13 protein-coding genes, 1 tRNA gene and 1 pseudogene are annotated in these 18,658 nt (G+C 69.7%); 6 read left to right on the top strand and 9 right to left on the bottom strand.

Annotation, left to right across the window (positions count from 1 at the left end; genetic code table 11):
- Positions 1–84: 84 nt before the first annotated feature.
- From pepN to ACFYX0_RS02735, 3 genes are all read left to right on the top strand, one after another.
- Positions 85–2,595, top strand: coding sequence for an aminopeptidase N (gene pepN, locus ACFYX0_RS02745; protein WP_388965556.1), 2,511 nt, complete (start codon positions 85–87; stop codon positions 2,593–2,595).
- A gap of 209 nt (positions 2,596–2,804) precedes the next feature.
- Positions 2,805–4,169, top strand: coding sequence for a pyridoxal phosphate-dependent decarboxylase family protein (locus ACFYX0_RS02740; RefSeq protein WP_388965554.1), 1,365 nt, complete (start codon positions 2,805–2,807; stop codon positions 4,167–4,169).
- Positions 4,166–5,575: a SidA/IucD/PvdA family monooxygenase gene (locus ACFYX0_RS02735; RefSeq protein WP_355903735.1), complete on the top strand. Its 1,410-nt coding sequence runs from the start codon at positions 4,166–4,168 to the stop codon at positions 5,573–5,575. Before ACFYX0_RS02740 ends, ACFYX0_RS02735 begins: the two co-directional genes overlap by 4 nt.
- A gap of 124 nt (positions 5,576–5,699) precedes the next feature.
- On the opposite strand, the gene ACFYX0_RS02730 is transcribed toward ACFYX0_RS02735, so the two are convergent.
- Positions 5,700–7,505 carry a bifunctional metallophosphatase/5'-nucleotidase gene (locus ACFYX0_RS02730; RefSeq protein WP_388965551.1) on the bottom strand — a complete coding sequence of 602 codons (1,806 nt, stop codon included), beginning with the start codon at positions 7,503–7,505 and terminating at the stop codon, positions 5,700–5,702.
- Between the two features lie 140 nt (positions 7,506–7,645).
- Here ACFYX0_RS02730 and ACFYX0_RS02725 point away from each other — a divergent pair, with 140 nt between their 5' ends.
- Both ACFYX0_RS02725 and pyk read left to right on the top strand, forming a co-directional pair.
- Complete coding sequence (locus ACFYX0_RS02725; RefSeq protein WP_388965549.1) at positions 7,646–8,362, top strand: SIMPL domain-containing protein; 717 nt, start codon at positions 7,646–7,648, stop codon at positions 8,360–8,362.
- 189 nt (positions 8,363–8,551) lie between these two features.
- The gene (pyk, locus tag ACFYX0_RS02720) at positions 8,552–9,988 is read left to right on the top strand and encodes a pyruvate kinase (RefSeq protein ID WP_311697046.1); all 1,437 of its coding nucleotides are present in this window, start codon (positions 8,552–8,554) and stop codon (positions 9,986–9,988) included.
- 52 nt (positions 9,989–10,040) lie between these two features.
- On the opposite strand, the pseudogene ACFYX0_RS02715 reads toward pyk, so the two are convergent.
- Positions 10,041–10,774 (bottom strand): annotated as a pseudogene (locus ACFYX0_RS02715) (helix-turn-helix domain-containing protein).
- Positions 10,775–10,901: 127 nt separating this feature from the next.
- Positions 10,902–10,984 (bottom strand) — tRNA-Leu (locus ACFYX0_RS02710).
- A 97-nt stretch (positions 10,985–11,081) separates the two neighbouring features.
- Here ACFYX0_RS02710 and ACFYX0_RS02705 point away from each other — a divergent pair.
- Positions 11,082–11,732, top strand: coding sequence for a response regulator (locus ACFYX0_RS02705; protein WP_311697048.1), 651 nt, complete (start codon positions 11,082–11,084; stop codon positions 11,730–11,732).
- 80 nt (positions 11,733–11,812) lie between these two features.
- Here the strand turns inward: ACFYX0_RS02705 and ACFYX0_RS02700 are convergent, their stop codons facing one another.
- The 6 genes from ACFYX0_RS02700 to ACFYX0_RS02675 all read right to left on the bottom strand — a co-directional run bounded on the left by ACFYX0_RS02700 (position 11,813) and on the right by ACFYX0_RS02675 (position 18,458).
- Positions 11,813–12,529: an ABC transporter ATP-binding protein gene (locus ACFYX0_RS02700; RefSeq protein WP_355903725.1), complete on the bottom strand. Its 717-nt coding sequence runs from the start codon at positions 12,527–12,529 to the stop codon at positions 11,813–11,815.
- Positions 12,526–13,437: an ABC transporter ATP-binding protein gene (locus ACFYX0_RS02695; protein ID WP_355903722.1), complete on the bottom strand. Its 912-nt coding sequence runs from the start codon at positions 13,435–13,437 to the stop codon at positions 12,526–12,528. The genes ACFYX0_RS02700 and ACFYX0_RS02695 overlap by 4 nt, the downstream gene beginning before the upstream one ends.
- Before the next feature lie 5 nt (positions 13,438–13,442).
- Positions 13,443–15,269: a branched-chain amino acid ABC transporter permease gene (locus ACFYX0_RS02690; RefSeq protein WP_388965547.1), complete on the bottom strand. Its 1,827-nt coding sequence runs from the start codon at positions 15,267–15,269 to the stop codon at positions 13,443–13,445.
- Between the two features lie 5 nt (positions 15,270–15,274).
- A complete protein-coding gene (locus tag ACFYX0_RS02685) occupies positions 15,275–16,207 on the bottom strand; it encodes a branched-chain amino acid ABC transporter permease (protein ID WP_311697052.1) in 933 nt (310 codons plus the stop codon).
- A 111-nt stretch (positions 16,208–16,318) separates the two neighbouring features.
- Positions 16,319–17,551 carry a branched-chain amino acid ABC transporter substrate-binding protein gene (locus ACFYX0_RS02680; RefSeq protein WP_311697053.1) on the bottom strand — a complete coding sequence of 411 codons (1,233 nt, stop codon included), beginning with the start codon at positions 17,549–17,551 and terminating at the stop codon, positions 16,319–16,321.
- Between the two features lie 289 nt (positions 17,552–17,840).
- Positions 17,841–18,458 (bottom strand): Tat pathway signal sequence domain protein, encoded by a 618-nt coding sequence (locus ACFYX0_RS02675; protein WP_388965923.1) that lies wholly within the window; start codon positions 18,456–18,458, stop codon positions 17,841–17,843.
- Positions 18,459–18,658 lie beyond the last annotated feature (200 nt).

The following is an 18,658-nucleotide window of genomic DNA, read 5'->3' as shown; positions in this document are numbered from 1 at the left end:
GAGGGACGCGAGCAGGTGGCGTAAGGGGCGAACAAAGAACGCGTACCGGACCGCCTCTGTGCGCTGTCGGCGGCATCAGGCAGCATGTCCCTCATGTCCGTACTGACGCGCGACGAAGCGCAGACCCGTGCCCGGCTCCTCGACGTCCACCGTTACGCGATCGAACTCGATCTGACCTGCGGCGACGAGACCTTCGACTCCCGTACCGCCATTGGCTTCACGGTGCGCGGCGACGGGCCGGCCGCGGACACCTTCGTCGAGCTCAAGCCCGCCGAGCTGCGCTCCGCCACACTGGACGGACACCCCCTCGACCCGGACACCCTCGTCGAGAACCGGCTGCCGCTCACGGGCCTCACCCCGGGCGAGCACGAGCTGCGCATCGACACCGCCATGCGCTACTCGCACACCGGCGAGGGCATGCACCGCTTCACCGACCCCACCGACGGCGCGACCTACACCTACACCCAGCTGTTCCTGGACGACATCCAGCGCGTCTTCGCCGCCTTCGACCAGCCCGACCTCAAGGCCATCTTCGACCTGACCGTCAAGGCACCCGAAGGCTGGAGCGTCCTGGCCAACGGCATCACCGCACACGAGGGCGACGGCATCTGGCGCGCCGCCGAGACCCCCCTCATCTCCACCTACCTCGTCGCCGTCGCCGCCGGCCCCTGGCACTCCGTGCGCACCGAGCACCGCGGACTGCCCTTCGGCATCCACTGCCGCCGCTCCCTCGCCCCGTACCTCGACGCCGACGCCGACGAGCTCCTGGACATAACCCGCCAGTGCTTCGACCGCTACCACGAGAAGTTCGAGGAGCCCTACCCCTTCGACTCCTACGACCAGGCGTTCGTCCCCGAGTTCAACGCCGGAGCCATGGAGAACCCCGGCCTCGTCACCTTCCGCGACGAGTTCGTCTACCGCTCCGCCGTCACCGACGCCCAGCGCCAGACCCGCGCCATGGTCATCGCCCACGAGATGGCCCACATGTGGTTCGGCGACCTGGTCACCCTGCGCTGGTGGGACGACATCTGGCTGAACGAGTCCTTCGCCGAGTACATGGGCTACCAGACCCTCACCGAAGCCACCCGCTTCACCGACACCTGGACCGACTTCGGCGTCGCCCGCAAGGCCTGGGGATACGAGGCCGACCAGCGCCCCTCCACCCACCCGGTGGCCCCCGACGCGGTCGACGACACCGCCTCCGCGCTCCTCAACTTCGACGGCATCTCCTACGCCAAGGGCGCCTCCGCGCTGCGGCAACTGGTGGCCTGGCTCGGCGAGAAGGACTTCCTCGCCGGCATCAACACCCACTTCACCCGCCACCGCTTCGGTAACGCCACCCTCGCCGACTTCGTCGACTCCCTGGCCGCCGCCACCGAACGGGACGTGCACGCCTGGGCCGAGTCCTGGCTGCGCACCACCGGCGTCGACACCCTCACCCCGCAGCTCACCCAGGCCGACGACGGCACCTGCTCCCTCACCGTCGACCGCGACGGCAGCCGCCCCCACCGCATCGCCGTCGGCCTCTACGACCAGGACCTCGCCGACGACGGGGCCCTCACCCTGCGCGAACGCATCGAGCTGGACATCCCGCAGACGGCACCGCAGCCCCTCGGCAAGCGCCCCGCCCTGCTCCTGCTCAACGACAGCGACCTCAGCTACGCCAAGGTCCGCTTCGACCCCGACTCCTTCAAGGCCGTGCAGAGCGCCCTGTCGGGCCTGCCCGAGCCGCTCAGCCGCGCCGTCGTGTGGAACGCCCTGCGTGACGCCGTACGCGACGGCCGCCTCCCCGCCGCCGCCTACCTGGAGACCGCCTGCACGCACCTGCCGCAGGAGAGCGACCTGGCCCTCGCCGAAGGAGTCCTCGCCTTCGCCTCCGCCCAGGTCGTCGACCGCTATCTGTCCCCCGAGGAGCGGCCCGCCGCCCTCGCCGCCCTCGCCCGCCTGTGCCGCGACCTCATCCGCCGCACCGAGGACGGCTCCCACCCCGGGCTGCGGCTGATCGCCGTACGCCACTTCATCGACGCCGCCGCCCACCCCGACACCATCGCCGCCTGGCTCGCCGACGGCACGGTGCCCGGCGGACCCGAGCTCGACCCGGAGCTGCGCTGGCGCATCCTCGGCCGACTCGCCGTCCTCGGCGCCGTCGACGAGGCCACCATCGACGGCGAACTGGAGCGCGACCCCAGCGCCACCGGCCAGGAAGGGGCCGCCCACTGCCGCGCCGCCCTGCCCGACCCCGAGGCCAAGCGGCGCGCCTGGGAGGCGATGTTCACCACCGACGAGCAGAGGGATCTGTCCAACTACCTCTTCACGGCCACCGCAAGGGGCTTCTGGCAGCCCGAACAGGCCGATCTCGTCGCCGAGTACGTCGACCGCTACTGGGCCGACGTACCCGCCCTCGCCGCCCGCCGCGGCCCCGCGATCGCCGCCGCCGCGGGCCGCTGGGCCTTCCCCCGCTACGCCATCGACACGGACACCCTCCGCCGAGGCGAGAAGTGCCTGCGCAAGAAGGACCTCGTCCCGTCCCTGCACCGCAGGCTAGTCGACGAACTCGACGACCTGGTTCGCGCGTTGCGCGTCCGCGAGGCATAGTCCGCGTCGGCCGGCCGGCACCCCTCACCGGGTGCCGGCCCGAGCGTTCCCGCCTCGCGCCACACCCGGCACCACCCCGCGGCCCCTCACCCCGGCGTTTCCTGCCCACGGCGATACCCCCTCCCGGTCGGATCGTTGTCCTCTGTGAGCGGGTGAACTCCCATGCATGCAGGCCTGATTCCCCCCGCCCCATGCCCGGAGGACGTCCCATGAGCTTGCCACCCCTCGCCTCAGGCCCCGAAGGCCCCAGCGCCCTCGGGCCGTTGCTCGCCACCGTCCTCGACGCCCTCCGTGAAGGCGTACGGCTGCGCGGCGGGCCGCTGCCCGCGGGCGGTCCCGCGGCGGTCGCCGCACGGGTCCGCGACGCCGTCGGCGACGTACTCCCGGACAAGGGCGACCCGGACGCCGTCCACACCCTCGTACGCACCTTCGCCGAGGGCGCCGCCGACCCCGCCGACCCCCGCTGCGCCGCCCATCTGCACTGCCCGCCCCTCGCCGTCGCCACCGCCGCCGACCTCGCCGCCTCCGCCCTCAACCCCTCCCTCGACTCCTGGGACCAGGCCCCGGCGGCATCCGAACTGGAGTCCCTGGTCACCGCGGCCCTCGCCCGGGAGGCCGGCGCGGCCACCGCCCTCGTCACCACCGGCGGCACCGAGTCCAACCAACTCGCCCTCCTCCTGGCCCGCGAAGCCCACGGCAGGGTCCGGCTCGTCTGCGGATCAGCCGCCCACCACTCCCTGGCCCGCGCCGCCTGGCTCCTCGGCCTGCCCGAACCCGTCGTCGTCCCCACCCCGCGCGGCACCCTCGACCCCACCGCCCTCGCCGCGGCCCTCACCGGCCTGCCCCACCCGCGCGGACCCGTCCTCGTGGCCGCCACCGCGGGCACCACCGACGCCGGACTCATCGACCCGCTGCCCGCCCTCGCCGACGTGTGCGCCGCTCACGGCGCCCGCCTTCACATCGACGCCGCGTACGGGGGCGGACTCCTCTTCAGCGACCACCACCGCCCGAAGCTCGCCGGCCTGGACCGCGCCCACACGGTCACCCTCGACCTGCACAAACTCGGCTGGCAGCCGGTCGCCGCCGGCCTCCTCGCCGTACACGACCCGCACGACCTGCGGGCCCTGCGCCACCGCGCGGACTACCTCAACGCCGACGACGACACCGAGGCCGGCCTGCCCGACCTCCTGGGACGCTCCCTGCGCACCACCCGGCGCCCCGACATCCTCAAGATCGCCGTCACCCTCAAGACCCTCGGCCGCAGCGGACTCGGCGCCCTCGTCGACCACGTCTGCGCCCGCGCACAGGACCTCGCACAGCTCATCTCGGCACACCCCACCCTCGAGCTGTACGCCCCGCCCACCATCAGCACCGTCCTGTTCCGGCCCGCCGGAGCCCCCGACGACACCGTCGCCACCGTCCGCCGCGCCCTCCTCCACAACGGCCGCGCGGTCCTCGGCCGCGCCCGGCTCGACGGCCGCCTCTGGCTCAAGGCCACCCTCCTCAACCCCCACACCCGGCCCGGCGACCTGGCCGCGCTCCTGAACCTGGTGGAAGGAAGCACGCCCCGATGACCCACCTCCCGCACCACGACCCCCAGGCCCCCCGCGACCTGGTCGGCATCGGCATCGGCCCGTTCAACCTCTCCCTCGCCGCCCTCGCCCACCCCCTCACCGAACTCGACACCGCCTTCTACGAGCAGCGCCCCGGCTTCGACTGGCACCCCGGCCTCCTCATCGACGGCGCCACCCTCCAGGTCCCCTTCCTCGCCGACCTGGTGACCCTCGCCGACCCCACCAGCCCCTGGTCCTTCCTCAACTACCTCAAGAGCCTGGACCGCCTCTTCCCCTTCTACTTCGCCGAGCGCTTCCACATCCAGCGCGCCGAGTACGACGCCTACTGCCGCTGGGTCGCCGGCCACCTCCCCGGACTCCACTTCGGCCACCGCGTCGACAGCGTCCGCTGGGACCCGGAGTACGAGCTCTTCGAGATCGACTTCACCCGCCTCGGCCCGGACGGCGGGGACGAGGCCCGCGGCCGCACCCGGGCGCGCGCCGTCGTCCTGGGCGTCGGCACCGAACCGCACGTCCCCGAGCCGCTGAGCCCCCTCGTCGACGCACCCGGTGTGTCCGTCATCCACGCCGCCGACTACCTGCGCCACCGCGAGCGGTTCCTCACCGCCGGGCACATCACCGTCGTCGGCGCGGGCCAGTCCGGCGCCGAGGTCTTCCTCGACCTGCTGCGCCACCGCCCCGTCGGGTGCGAGCGGATCCACTGGCTCGCCCGCACCGAGGCGTTCGCCCCCATGGAGTATTCCAAGCTGGGCCTGGAACACTTCACGCCCGACTACACGCGCTACTTCCACGCCCTCGCCGAACCCGTGCGCGACCACCTCGTCTCCACCCAGTGGCAGCTGCACAAGGGCATCGACGCCGGCACCAGCGCCGCCATCCACGACGAGCTGTACCGCCGCACCCTGCACGGCGGCTGGCCCGACGCCGTCCTCACCCCCGGCGTCCACGTCCGCACCGCGGAACGCCACCCCACCGGCACGATCGAACTCCACCTGGAACACCCCCAGCAGGGCGCCCGCTTCCGCCTCACCACCGACGCCGTCGTCCTCGCCACGGGCTACCGCGCACGCCCCATGGACCGCATCCTCGCCGGACTCGCCCCGCACCTGTGCCGCGACAGCAGCGAACGGCCCCATATCGACGACCAGTTCCGCATGGTCCTCGACCCCTCGGTCACCGGCCGCCTCTACGTCCAGAACGCCGAACTCCACACCCATGGCGTCGGCACCCCGGACCTCGGCCTCGCGGCCTGGCGCAGCGCCACCATCCTCAACTCCCTCACCGGCAAGGAGCCCTACCCGCTGCCCCGGCGCACCGCCTTCACCACCTTCGGACTCCGGCAATCCGTCCCGAGGCCGTCCCTCCCGGCGGCCCGGGGCCTCGCCCCGGTCGCCGAAGGGCGGTAGACGGGAGGTAAGCCGGAGCAGCCAGGGAACACGGTCCGCCCCCTGACGCCGACGGCGCCGACGCGACCACCGCGCCGACGCCGCCGATCGGTCCCGTTCCCAGGGCCCGAGCAGTCCCGAAGCCTCAGAACACCGGCGTGCCGTCGCGCGTGAGCTTCCAGTCCGCCGCCGCGAAGTCCTTCGGGTCCAGCACACCCTTCGCGGTCACCCACTCCGCGATCCGGGTGCGGATCTCGGTCGACTCGGACCACAGCTCCTTGGCCGAGGCCACATACGGGAAGGCGCCGCCGCCGTTGGCACGGTAGTTGTTCACCGCGAGCACGAACTGCCGCGCGTCGTCCAGCGGGGCACCGGCGTAGGTCAGGTTCTTGATCCGGGAACCCGCCGCCTGCGCGATGTCGATGTCGTAGCGCAGCCCCGACACATAGTCATAGTTGTAGTCCGGGCGGCCGTTCGCGTTGGTCAGCTTCTCCACGTCGACCGCCGCACCCGCGGCCGTCTGCGCGAAGTACTCCGCCGAGTACTCCAGGTACGCCCGGATCTGCGCACCCGTCATCAGCTTCGCCACCAGCGTGTTGTCGTACACGTACAGGCTCGACAGATCCCGGATCGTCACCTCGCCCGCCGGGATCTCCGAGGTGCGCGAGAACGGCGACGCCTGCGCGATCACCGGCAGCGACGCGTACTCCGTGCCCGCCAGCGCCGCCTTGACGACGTCCTCCTGCACCTTGGTGATCAGGTCGATGATCGGGGCGTCCTTGTACCGGGCCTCCACCGTCGTCAGCGTGTCCGTCGCCCGGCCGACCACCTGGTTGACGTACTTCACCACGACCGCGTGCTCGTCGGACAGCAGTCTGGTGATCTTCGGGTCGTCGGCGACCGTGTTGGCGTTGCGCAGGGAGGCGGCGACGGACTCGACCTGCCACCTGCCCTTCTCGAAGGCCAGCTCGATGTCGAAGAGGGTGAGCCGCTCCCCGTAGCACAGCGGCTCGGACAGCACGACCGTCCTCCCCGTGTGCTCGTTGGTGACCTTCGACTCCGGGATCTCCACGTGCGCGTGGCCCACGAGGATCGCGTCGATGCCCGGCACCCGCCGGGCCACATCGGCGGCCGCGTTCTCGACGTACGGCAGCTGGTCACCGTACGACGACGTCCCGGAGGCGCCGGAGTGCGCCGAGACCACCACCACGTCCGCGCCCATCGACCGGAGCTTCGGCACCCACTTCGCCGCCTGCTCCTCCAGCCCCGGAAAGGTCAGCTTCCCCTGCACATACGCCTTGTCCCAGATCGCGATGCCCGGGTTGGTCAGACCGAGGACCGCGACCTTCACCGGCGGGGCGCCCGGCACCTTGAACCGCTTGATGAAGTACGGCGGGAACGCCGGGCGCTGCGTCTTCGCGTCCAGCGCGTTCGCGCCGAGCAGCGGGAAGTGACACTGCGACTCGAACTTCCGCAGCGTCTCGATGCCGTAGTTGAACTCGTGGTTCCCGAGCGCCGCCGCGTCGTACCCGACCGCGTTCATCGCCTGCGCCATCGGGTGCACCGGGCCGCCCTTGGCCGTGATCGGGTCGACCTTCGCGTAGTAGTACGTCAGTGGAGTGCCCTGGATCGTGTCGCCCGCGTCCAGCAGCAGTGTGTTGCAGTGTCCCTTCTCCTTCCTGACCTGGTTCACCAGGGTGGAGATCCGGGCCAGGCCCATCGCGTTGCGGGCGCTGTCCGTGTACTCCGCGTCCTTGAAGTAGTCCCAGTTGAAGACGTGACCGTGCAGATCCGTCGTCCCCATCACCGTCAGCGCGTACCGCTTCGGGCCCTTCTTCGCCGAGGCCGCGGACGACGCCTGGGCCGCCGGAGCCGCCGCGGCGCCGGCCAGTGCCACCCCCGCCCCGGTCACAGCGGATCTCTTCAGGAACTTCCGACGGTTCAACGGCATCTCTTGTACTCCTCAGCACCTGGTCAACGACGCGCGTAGATGTTGACCCGTTCATGGCCAGCCGAAACAGACCCCGGAGGTTTCGATCCGGTGACAGATACATGGCGCCACGTCAGGCCGCCGATGACAGAGTGGAGCGCATGACCTCCACCCCCGTGGAACCCCGGCCGGCCCCCGTCCCCTACGGCACCCCGGACGCCCCCCGTCTCGCCGTCCGCGGAGAGGCCCACCTCGAGGTCGCCCCCGATGTCGCCCGCCTCGGCATCACCGTCGGCGCGCGCGGCACCGACCGCCACGCCACCCTCGACGACCTCACCCTTCGCAACACCACGGTCCTCGATCTCGTCCGCACCTACGCGGACGCCGTCCGGCGGCTGGAGACCGGGCACTTCACCCTCAGCCCCGAACTGACGGAAGGCGGTCACGGCGAACGCGTCCACGCCTACCACGGCCGCGTCCACATCACCGCCGAGCTGACCGACTTCACGGCACTCGGCGAACTGACCACCCGTCTGGCCGTCCTCGAACTCACCCAGGTGGACGGCCCCTCGTGGGACCTCGACCCCGACTCACCCGCCCACGGCGAAGCCCGCCGGCAAGCCGTGCACGACGCGATGCGACGCGCCCGCGAATACGCCGACGCCCTCGGCACCACCCTCACGGCCCTCGTCGAGCTCGCCGACATCGGCGCGGACAACGCCGAACGGCCCGCCTTCGCGGCCCGGTCCGCGCGCCGGACGGCCCTCGACGGCACGGATCTCGCGGACGGGCCCGCAGCCCTCGCCCTCGAGCCCCGGCGGCAACATGTCCACGCCCGGATCGACGCACGATTCACGATGGCACCACCGCGGCTGTAGCCACCCGGCATCACGGGGATCAGTGAAAATGCGAGGCGCGAGGGAAAACGATCCGAATTTCGCTCCGGGATGCTCATCGGAGCGCGGCACCGCACAATTCAACACTTGTCAATAAGGCTTCACGTAAAGGTTGTTGAGTAGTCACGCCGAACGAATTCTCTACCCACCGGTAAGGCATACGCTCAAAGCATGCGCCGAGCGAAGATCGTTTGTACATTGGGGCCCGCCACCGACTCGTACGACCAGATCAAGGCACTGGTCGAGGCCGGAATGGACGTCGCCCGCTTCAACCTCAGCCACGGCAGTTACGCCGACCACGAGGAGCGCTACCAGCGCGTACGCAAGGCTTCCGAGGAAACCGGCCGTAGCGTCGGAATCCTCGCCGACCTTCAGGGCCCGAAGATCAGACTCGGTCGATTCGCCGAAGGACCCGTACTCCTTGAACGCGGGGACACCTTCACCATCACCGTGGAGGAGGGCGTCGAAGGAGACCGCCAGACCTGCGGAACCACCTACGCCGGTCTCGCCTCCGACGTCACTCCCGGTGAACGTGTCCTCGTCGACGACGGCAAGGTGTGCCTGGAGGTCACCTCCGTCGACGGCCCCCGGGTCCACACGACCGTAGTCGAGGGCGGCATGGTCTCGGACAACAAGGGGCTGAACCTGCCGGGCGTCGCCGTCTCCGTCCCCGCGCTCTCCAAGAAGGACGAGGACGACCTGCGCTGGGCCCTGCGCACCGGCTGCGACGTCATCGCGCTCTCCTTCGTCCGCAGTGGCCGGGACGTCAAGGACGTCCACCGCATCATGGAGGAGGAGGGCCGCCGCCTTCCCGTCATCGCCAAGGTGGAGAAGCCGCAGGCCGTCGAGAACATCGACGAGATCGTGGCGGCGTTCGACGGCATCATGGTGGCCCGCGGCGACCTGGGCGTCGAGATGCCGCTCGAACAGGTGCCCATCGTCCAGAAGCGTGCGATCAAGCTCGCCAAGCGCAACGCCAAGCCCGTCATCGTCGCCACCCAGATGCTCGACTCGATGATCGAGAACTCTCGCCCCACGCGCGCCGAGGCCTCGGACGTCGCGAACGCCGTCATCGACGGCACGGACGCGGTGATGCTCTCCGGCGAGACCAGCGTCGGCAACCACCCCATCGAGACGGTCCGGACGATGGCCCGCATCGTCGAGGCGGCCGAGGAGGACATCCTCGCCAAGGGTCTGCCGCCGCTGACCGAGAACAGCAAGCCGCGCACCCAGGGCGGCGCCGTCGCCCGCGCCGCGGCGGAGATCGGCGACTTCCTCGGGGCGAAGTTCCTGGTCGCCTTCACCCAGTCGGGCGACACCGCCCGTCGGCTGTCCCGCTACCGCTCCCCGATCCCGCTCCTCGCCTTCACCCCCGAGCCGGCCACGCACTCCCAGCTGAACCTCACCTGGGGTGTGGAGACCTTCCTGGGACCGCACGTCGACTCGACGGACGCGATGGTCGAGCAGGTCGACGAACTGCTGCTGAAGTACGGCCGCTGCCGGCGGGGCGACGTCGTGGTGATCACGGCGGGCTCCCCGCCCGGGGTGTCGGGCTCGACGAACATGGTCCGGGTCCACCACATCGGCGAGGACGACAGCCCGAAGTAGTCGCTGCGAACACAAAGGGCCCCTCTTTCGGCGGGGCTCTTTTCGCATGTCGTCAGTACTTGGGGCCGACGTGGGCGTCGAGGAGGGCGACGGAGGCCTTGCGGGCGACGGAGAGGTTGTACGGATTTCCGCCGCGGGTGCAGTGCGTCCACTCGACACCGAGCCGGTCGAGGGTGTCCGTGCAGAGCCGGCGGATGTCGTCGGAGACGTCGGTGAAGAAGTACCGCGGATACTCGTAGTGCCTGCGCTCACCGCCGACGAGCCGAGTGGTCCGGTTGGTGGTGCGGCAGCCGTCGGAGTGGATGAGGCCGCGGAGGAACTCCCACGGATGAGCGTCGACGATCTCCTGCTGCCGGGGCTCGAGGGCGATCCGGCGCTCGTGCTTCTTGCCGGGGCCGTGCTGGGGAAACAGACAAGTCCATTGGCCGGTGTACGACTTGACCTCGACACAGCCCGGTTTGCGATGCCGGCTGGTCCTCGGCAGGGGCATCACCCGGCGCATCGCCTCCTCGGCCGCCGCGATCAGTCCTGTCTGGGCCGCGTTGCAGAAGACGGACAGATGGTGCTGCCCGGACTTCGCGATGATGTGACCGTCGCCGAGGTAGAGGCCGAGCAGACAGGCGTAGGCCGGGCGGTCGACGTCCCGGCCTGTGCAGCGGGGCAGTCCATGGGCCGTTCGTAGGACTCACCGCGTGTTCTGCGGTCTTCGCTGCGCCACCAGCCGACGGTCCCGCGCGGGAGATTCAGCTGCTCCGCGACCACGCGGTTCGGGACTCCCTGGCGCATGAGCGCGACCGCCTGTGCGCGGATCGAAGGACTGTGCTCCATGCGGCCACCCTGCGTCACCGCTCGTGACCACGCGCAGAAAAAAGCGGAGGTTCACGAGAATCGTGAGCCTCCGCTTCGATGACTGTGCCGGGTGCGGGATTCGAACCCGCAAGCCCTCACGGGCAGAGGTGTTTGAGACCTCCGTGTATGCCGTTCCACCAACCCGGCCGGGCACCTCCGAGAGTGTACCGGGTCATCATCGTCCGGCGCCTCTGGGTAGGCTGCATAAGCAGCACCACCTGCCCAGCCTGTACGAGGAGCCCGAGTGACCGCCCCCGAGTCGCCCCAGCCCGTTGCCGACGACGACAAGTCGCACGTGCCCCCGCTGACGACCCGTGTCGTCATCGCGGAGGACGAGGCGCTCATCCGGCTCGACCTCAAAGAGATGCTCGAGGAAGAGGGCTACAACGTCGTCGGGGAGGCCGGTGACGGCGAGCAGGCCGTGGAGCTGGCCCGTGAGCACCGGCCCGACCTGGTGATCCTCGACGTCAAGATGCCGAAGCTCGACGGCATCTCGGCGGCCGAGAAGATCGCCGAGGAGCGCATCGCGCCGGTGCTGATGCTGACCGCCTTCTCGCAGCGCGACCTCGTCGAGCGCGCGCGCGACGCCGGTGCCATGGCGTACCTGGTGAAGCCGTTCAGCAAGAGCGACGTCGTGCCGGCGATCGAGATGGCCGTCTCGCGGTTCAACGAGCTGAAGACGCTGGAGAAGGAGGTCGCGGACCTCACGCAGCGGCTGGAGACCCGCAAGCTGGTGGACCGCGCGAAGTCGATCCTCCAGACGGAGTACGGGCTGACCGAGCCCGCCGCCTTCCGCTGGATCCAGAAGACCTCCATGGACCGCCGGATGTCGATGCAGCAGGTCGCCGAGGCCGTCATCCAGGACGCCGAGGAGAAGAAGTCCTCCAAGGGCTGAACAGCGCGTACGGCACACGGCGAGGCCCGCACCCCCTGCCCAGGGGGTGCGGGCCTCGCCGTGTCGGTCCGGGCCTGCGGTCAGTCCTCGCCGAGGTACGCCTTGCGCACCGACTCGTCGTGCAGCAGGTCCTGCCCGGTGCCGGAGAGCACGATGTTCCCGACCTCCATGACATGACCGTGGTCCGCGAGCGACAGCGCCGCCTGGGCGTTCTGCTCGACCAGGAGGATCGTCGTGCCCTGGGACTTCAGCTCGGCGATGGTCGCCATGATCTTCTGCATCATGATGGGGGAGAGACCCATCGACGGTTCGTCGAGCATGAGCAGCTTCGGCTGGGACATCAGTGCCCGGCCCATCGCGAGCATCTGCTGCTCGCCGCCGGAGAGGGTGCCCGCGGCCTGCTTCCTGCGTTCCCCGAGGATGGGGAAGAGGTCGTAGGCCCGCTGGATGTCCTTCTCGATGCCCGGCTTGTCGCTGCGCAGGAACGCCCCGAGCCGCAGATTGTCCTCGATGGTCATCCGGGGGAAGATGTGCCGCCCCTCGGGGGAGTGGGCGAGCCCCAGGGAGACCACCTGGTGGGCGGGGACCTTCTTGAGCGATCTGCCGTTGAACCTGATCCGGCCGCCGACCGGCTTGAGGAGCCCGGAGAGCGTGCGCAGGGTGGTGGTCTTGCCGGCGCCGTTGGTGCCGATGAGGGTGACGACCTCGCCGGCGTCGACCTTGAAGGAGATGCCCTTGACGGCTTCGATCTTGCCGTAGGCGACCCGGAGGTCCTCGACTTCGAGCAGTGCGGTCATCGGTCGTTCTCCTTGCCGGGCGCGGCGTCCGTCTGGGCCTCGGCCTGCGCCTCGGCGGCCTCCACCTCGGCGATCTCCTCGTCGCCGGGGGCGTCCTCGAAGGGTTCGCCGAGGTAGGCGGCGATGACGCGCTCGTCGCCCTGGACGGTCGCGCTGTCGCCCTCGACGAGCTTCTCGCCCTGGACGAGGACGGCGACGCGGTCGCAGAGGTTGAAGATGAAGCGCATGTCGTGCTCGATGACGAGGACGGCGATGCCCTTCTCGCGGATCGCGAAGACGAGTTCCTCGGTGGCCCGGGTCTCCTGCGGGTTCATGCCGGCGGTGGGCTCGTCGAGGAGCAGCAGGCCCGGTTCGCTGGCGAGGGCGCGGGCGATCTCGAGCTTGCGCTGTTCGCCGTAGGGGAGGTTGCGGGCGAGGTGTTCGGCCTTGTCGGCGAGGCCGACGAACTCCAGGAGTTCCATGGCGCGTTCGCGGGAGGCGGCCTCCGCCCGGTGGAAGCCGGGGCCGCGCAGCACGGCGGACCAGAAGCCCTCTTTGGTGCGGGTGTGCCGGCCGACCAGCACGTTCTCCAGGACCGTCATGTTGGAGAAGAGACGGATGTTCTGGAAGGTGCGGGCGATGCCTGCGGCGGTGACCTTGAAGGACTTGGGCGGCAGGACGTTGCCCTTGTAGCGGACCTCGCCCTCGGTGGGGACGTAGAGGCCCGTCAGGCAGTTGAAGAAGGTGGTCTTGCCGGCGCCGTTGGGGCCGATGAGGCCGACGATCTCGCCGCTGTTGACGGTGAGGTCGACGCCGCGCACGGCGGTGAGGCCACCGAAGCGCATGGTGACGCCGCGTGCGTCGAGCACGACCTCGCCGGGGGCGGTGGCGCCCGGGGTGCTGTCCTGGGTGGTGGTGTCGGTGGTCATGGTGGTCAGGCCCCTGTCGTGCTGAGGACTGTGGGCGCTTCCGCCTCTTCGTGGAACTCCAGCTGGCGGCGCCGGTTGGGGATGAGGCCCTCCGGACGGAAGCGCATCAGCAGGATGAGTGCGACACCGAAGGCGAAGAGCTGGTAGTCGCCGAGGAACTGGAGCTTGTTGGGGATGAGGAAGAGCAGTGCGGCGCCGATGAGGGGTCCGCTGATGGTGCCCATGCCGCCGAGGACGACCGCGGCGAGCAGGAAGGCCGAGTTGGGCGGGATGGGACCGGCGAAGAGGTACTGCTCGGGGGTGACCGTGTAGGTGACGTGCGCCTGCACGGTGCCGGCGAGACCGGCGAGGGAGGCGCCGACGGCGAAGGCGATCAGCTTGACCCGGAAGCCGTTGATGCCCATGGCGAGGGCGGCGGTCTCGTCCTCGCGGATGGCGACCCAGGCCCGGCCGATGCGGGAGTTGCCGCTGCGCCGGAAGACGAGCACGACGACGGCGGTGATGATCAGCATCAGGAAGAAGTAGTTGGCGAAGCGGCCGATGGTGAACCCGGCGACGTCGTGCTGGGCGCCGAAGTCGAAGCCGAGGATGTCGAGGTTCGGGATCGACGCGATGCCGTTGGAGCCGTTGGTGACGTCCGGGCCGGAGGTGCCGTCCAGGTTGTTCGCCGTGATCCGGAAGATCTCACCGAAGCCGAGGGTGACGATGGCGAGGTAGTCGCCGCGCAGGCGCAGCGTGGGGGCGCCGATGAGGACGCCGAACACCAGGGAGGCGGCGGCGCCGATGAGGACGGCGGCCCAGAACGGGAAGTGGACGTGGAAGGGAGAGTTGGGGGAGCCGGAGACCAGGGCTGCGGCGTAGGCGCCGACACCGAGGAAGGCGACGTAACCGAGGTCGAGGAGGCCGGCGAGGCCGACGACGATGTTCAGTCCGAGGGCGACGGTGGCGAAGATGAGGATGTAGACGCCGATGGTCGCGTACTGGTCGTCGGTCTGGGTGAAGGGGAACAGCGCCGCCGCGACGAACGCCCCGCAGACGGTGATGTTCTGGTGGCGGGCGGTGAGCTGGGAGGCCTGGCTGATCAGGCCGGCCTTGTTGAGGGCGGCGAAGCCGAAGCCGGCGGTGAGCAGGAAGCCGATGAAGAGTTCGTCGTACTCGGTGCCGATGCCGTAGGTGAAGACGATCAGGCCCAGGGCCAGGATCCCGACGATGATCAGGATCTCGGCGTACGCGGGCAGCTTGCCGAGGGGACGCGGGGTGCCCGAGGCGAAGGAGGCCTTGACCGTCTCCCACTGGTGGGCGGCCTTGCGCCGGAAGCGTTCCCCGGACGTCTCGTCGGGGTCGACGGGCTCGGGCACGGGCCGCTGGAAGGGCAGGGCCAGGGCGCCGATCAGGGCGGCGAGGCTGGTGACGGCCACGAGGTAGCCGCCGGGTTCGAGGTTGACGACTCCGCCGAGTTCGACGCTGATCGCCAGGACCGTGTACCAGGCGGTGGCGAAGGTGGTGAGGGCGGCGAACTTGAGGGCCCCGTCGGCGCCGGCGGGGATGAGCCAGCCAAGTCCCTTGACGCCGTAGGAGGCGAGAGCGAACAGGGTGGTGAGGACGCCGCCGATGAGGACGAGGACCTGCAGGCCGCCCGGGTAGCCGTAGACGGTGAGGTCGCCGGGGAAGTCGGCGGTCCAGGTCCAGGAGAGGAAGGTGGAGATGATGGTGAGGACGCCGCCGGCGGTGGCGAGGGCGCGGCCGATGTGCGGCGGGATGCCGATGAGACCGGACGGGGCGCCTGCGGCAGGGGTGCTCGGGGTGTCGGGTGCGGTGGTCTGTGTGGTCATCGGTGTCACGCCCTGTCCGCGACGCGCTCGCCGAGCAGGCCCTGGGGCCTGAACAGCAGCACGAGGATGAGGAGTACGAACGCCCAGACGTCTGCCCAGGACTGGCTGCCGAACTTCTCCATGCCGGGGAGGTCGGCGATGTAGGCGGTGGCCAGGGTCTCGGCGACGCCGAGGACGATGCCGCCGATCATGGCTCCGTAGATGTTGCCGATGCCACCGAGGACGGCCGCGGTGAAGGCCTTGAGGCCGAGGATGAAGCCCATGCGGAAGTCGATCTGACCGTACTTCAGGCCGTAGGCGACACCGCCGATGGCGGCGAAGGCGGCGCCGAGGGCGAAGGCGACCACGATGATGCGGTCGGTGTTGATGCCCATGAGCTTGGCGGTGTCGGGGTCCTGGGCGGTCGCCTGCATGCCGCGTCCGGTGCGGGTCTTCATGACGAAGTAGGCGAGGACGGCCATGCTGATGGGGGCCGCGATCAGCAGGAAGATGTCACCGGTCTGGATGGTGACGTTGCCGATGTGGAAGGGGCCGCCTTGGATCTGCGGGAAGGTGCGGGCGGACTTGGCGTCGGGGTACCAGGCCCAGACCGCCTGCTGGAGTGCGAGGGAGAGACCGATCGCCGTGATGAGCGGGGCCAGGCGGGGAGCGCTGCGCAGAGGCCGGTAGGCGAACCGCTCCGCTCCCACGGCCACGGTGACGGCGACCAGGACGGCGCCGATGAGCATCAGTGGCAGGGCGACCCACATGGAGGTGCCGTCGGGCAGGATGTACGCGTAGACCGTGAGGGCGCCGAAGGCCCCGGTCATGAAGATCTCGCCGTGGGCGAAGTTGATGAGCTGGACGATGCCGTAGACCATTGTGTAGCCGATGGCGACCAGCCCGTACATGGATCCTAGTAGCAGGCCGTTGACCAGCTGCTGCGGCAGTTCGTTCACCGCATGTCCTCCGAGACTTTCGGACGTTCGACGGATGTGGCCGGATGCGAGACCGCGCGGGGCGCCAGTGGAACAGCGCCCCGCGCGGCTCGTGGGATGGTGCGGGCCTGGTCAGCCGGTGAAGGTGCCGGACTTGACGGGCGTGAAGACGCCGTTCTTGATGGCGTAGACGGTGAGCTGCTTGTTGGTGGCGTCACCGAATTCGTCGAAGGAGACCTTGCCGGTCACACCGTCGAAGGAGACGTTCTGCGTAGCGGCCGTGACCTTGGCGCGGGCGTCGGAGGGCAGCTTGCCGCCGTTGTCCTCGACGACCTTCTTCACCGCTTCGATGATCGCCCAGGCGGAGTCGTAGGAGTAGCCGCCGTAGGCGGAGTACTCGTCCTTGTAGCCGGCGGCCTTGTAGTCGGAGACGAACTGCTTGGCGGAGGGAAGGGACTCGACGGGGGCGCCGACCGAGGTGGCGAGGTCGCCGGTGCTCTCGGGGCCGGCCAGCTTGCCGTAGGTGGCGTCGTTGATGCCGTCGCCGCCGACGAGCGGGATCTTGGCACCGGCGGCCTTGATCTGCTTGCTGAGCGGGCCGGCCTGCGGGTACTCGCCGCCGTAGTAGACGACGTCGGCGCCGGAGTTCTTCACCTTGGTGACGACCGCGGAGAAGTCCGTGGTGTCGGGGTTGATGTGCTCGGTGCCGACGACCTTGCCGCCGAGCTTCTTGAACTCGTCGGTGAAGGTGGCGGCGAGGCCCGCGCCGTAGGTCTTCTTGTCGTCGATGACGAAGACCTTCTTCTTCTTGGCGTCGTTGTAGACGTACTGAGCGGCGAACGGGCCCTGGATGGCGTCCGTGGTGGCCGTGCGGAAGTACGACTTGTACGGACGGACCTTCTTGGTCTGCCAGTCGGCGCCCTGGGTGAGGGCGGGGCCGGTGTTGGCCGGCGAGATCTCGACGAGCTTGGCGTCGTCGAAGACCTTCTGCATCGACTCGGCGACAGAGGAGTTGAGCGGGCCGACGACGCCGAGGACGTTGCTGTCGGCGACGAGCTTGGAGGCGTTCTGCTGGCCCTGGGACGGCTGCTTCTGGTCGTCGAGGGGCTCGATCTTGAAGGTGATGCCCTTGACGTAGTTCTGCTTGTTGGCGTTCTTGGCGGCGAGGTCGGCCGAGTTCTTGATGCCGAGGCCCATGGCGGACAGGTCGCCGGTCAGCGGGGCGTCGACTCCGATGGTGACGGTGGTGCCGCCACCCTTGCCGGAATCCGAGCTCTTGCCGTTGTCGCGCGAGCCACAGGCGGTGAGGGTCAGTGCACCCGCCGCCAGCGCGGCGGTGATGGCGATGAGCGAACGTTGACGCACGATCAGTCCTTTCCCTGGCACGGTCCCTCCCCACCTGGAAGGGGCCGAGTCGAGCGCTGGGCCGAAGTGACATTCAGACCGCGCGGTGACTGGCCGTGACTCTAAGCGTGCGTGGGGAACATGGAGGAGGGTCTGGCCGAGGCTGTGACGCTCTTGTTATGACACGAGGTAATGCAGAGCGGTACTGCACGGGTGGAACAGCGGAATTCCGGCCGATTCGCCCGGTCCGCATGCTGAGAATCCGCAGGACGCGCGGTGAGGGGTTCAGGCGTGTCGGCCGTTTTGGTGATTACCGGGAACGGTTGCCGCAGGCGACGTGCAGGGCTGCAGAGAGGTCGTGCGCATAGCGTGAGCCGAGGATGTAACTGTGGGCCTCTATTGCCCGTGTATTACGCAGAGTTACATCAAGGAAAGGCAGTCCGGCGTTCTCGGGTACTTTTCCGCATTCGGTCACATGCATGGTGATGTCGATCTTGCGGGCAGAGCCCGCCTTTGTGCGGAAAGGGGGCCGCGGGGACGAGATCACGGAAAGGCCCGCATAGGGCTGGGCTATCCCGGTCACGGTGACGGGCGGGCCCGACTGCACGCTCAGCACCACCGACAGGCGGAAGCTTCGAGGCGGAGCGTCCGGAGATGCGGGCTCCGCGTCCAGGTAGCTGACGTCGACGACTTGGGAGGGGTTCGGCGGGGGAGAGGGCGGTGGTGGCGGCGGGCTCTGCGGGCGGGTGACGTAGAGGTAGCCGCCGCCCACGAGGAGAGCGGCCACCGTCGTCGCCGTGAGAAGAGTCCGGCGGTGCCGGCCGTACAGCAGGGCGAGGCGTCCGCGGGACCGCGGGGGGCCCGGATCCGGGTTGTCGTTCCCCGCGCGCGTGCCCTCGCCGGGCTCGACGGGACCGACGCCGCTCACTGCCACGGGCCCTTGCTCGGGCGCCCGGTGCGATTCCGGCCGGCACAGCTCTCACGCACCCGACGGACCGTCAATTGATCAACGGCGGAGGCATCCTGATGCTTTGTCAAGTCTCGGGTCGCAGCGACGACCCGCGCGTACAACTCCCCGGGACGCGTGGGCCCGAGGGACGCCGAGGCGGCGACGGCCGCCTCGGCGCT

Source organism: Streptomyces sp. NPDC002573 (assembly GCF_042889625.1).
GTDB classification, from domain to species: domain Bacteria; phylum Actinomycetota; class Actinomycetes; order Streptomycetales; family Streptomycetaceae; genus Streptomyces; species Streptomyces gibsoniae.
Note: the sequence above shows the minus strand (reverse complement) of the source record. Positions and strands in the feature narration are given on the sequence as shown.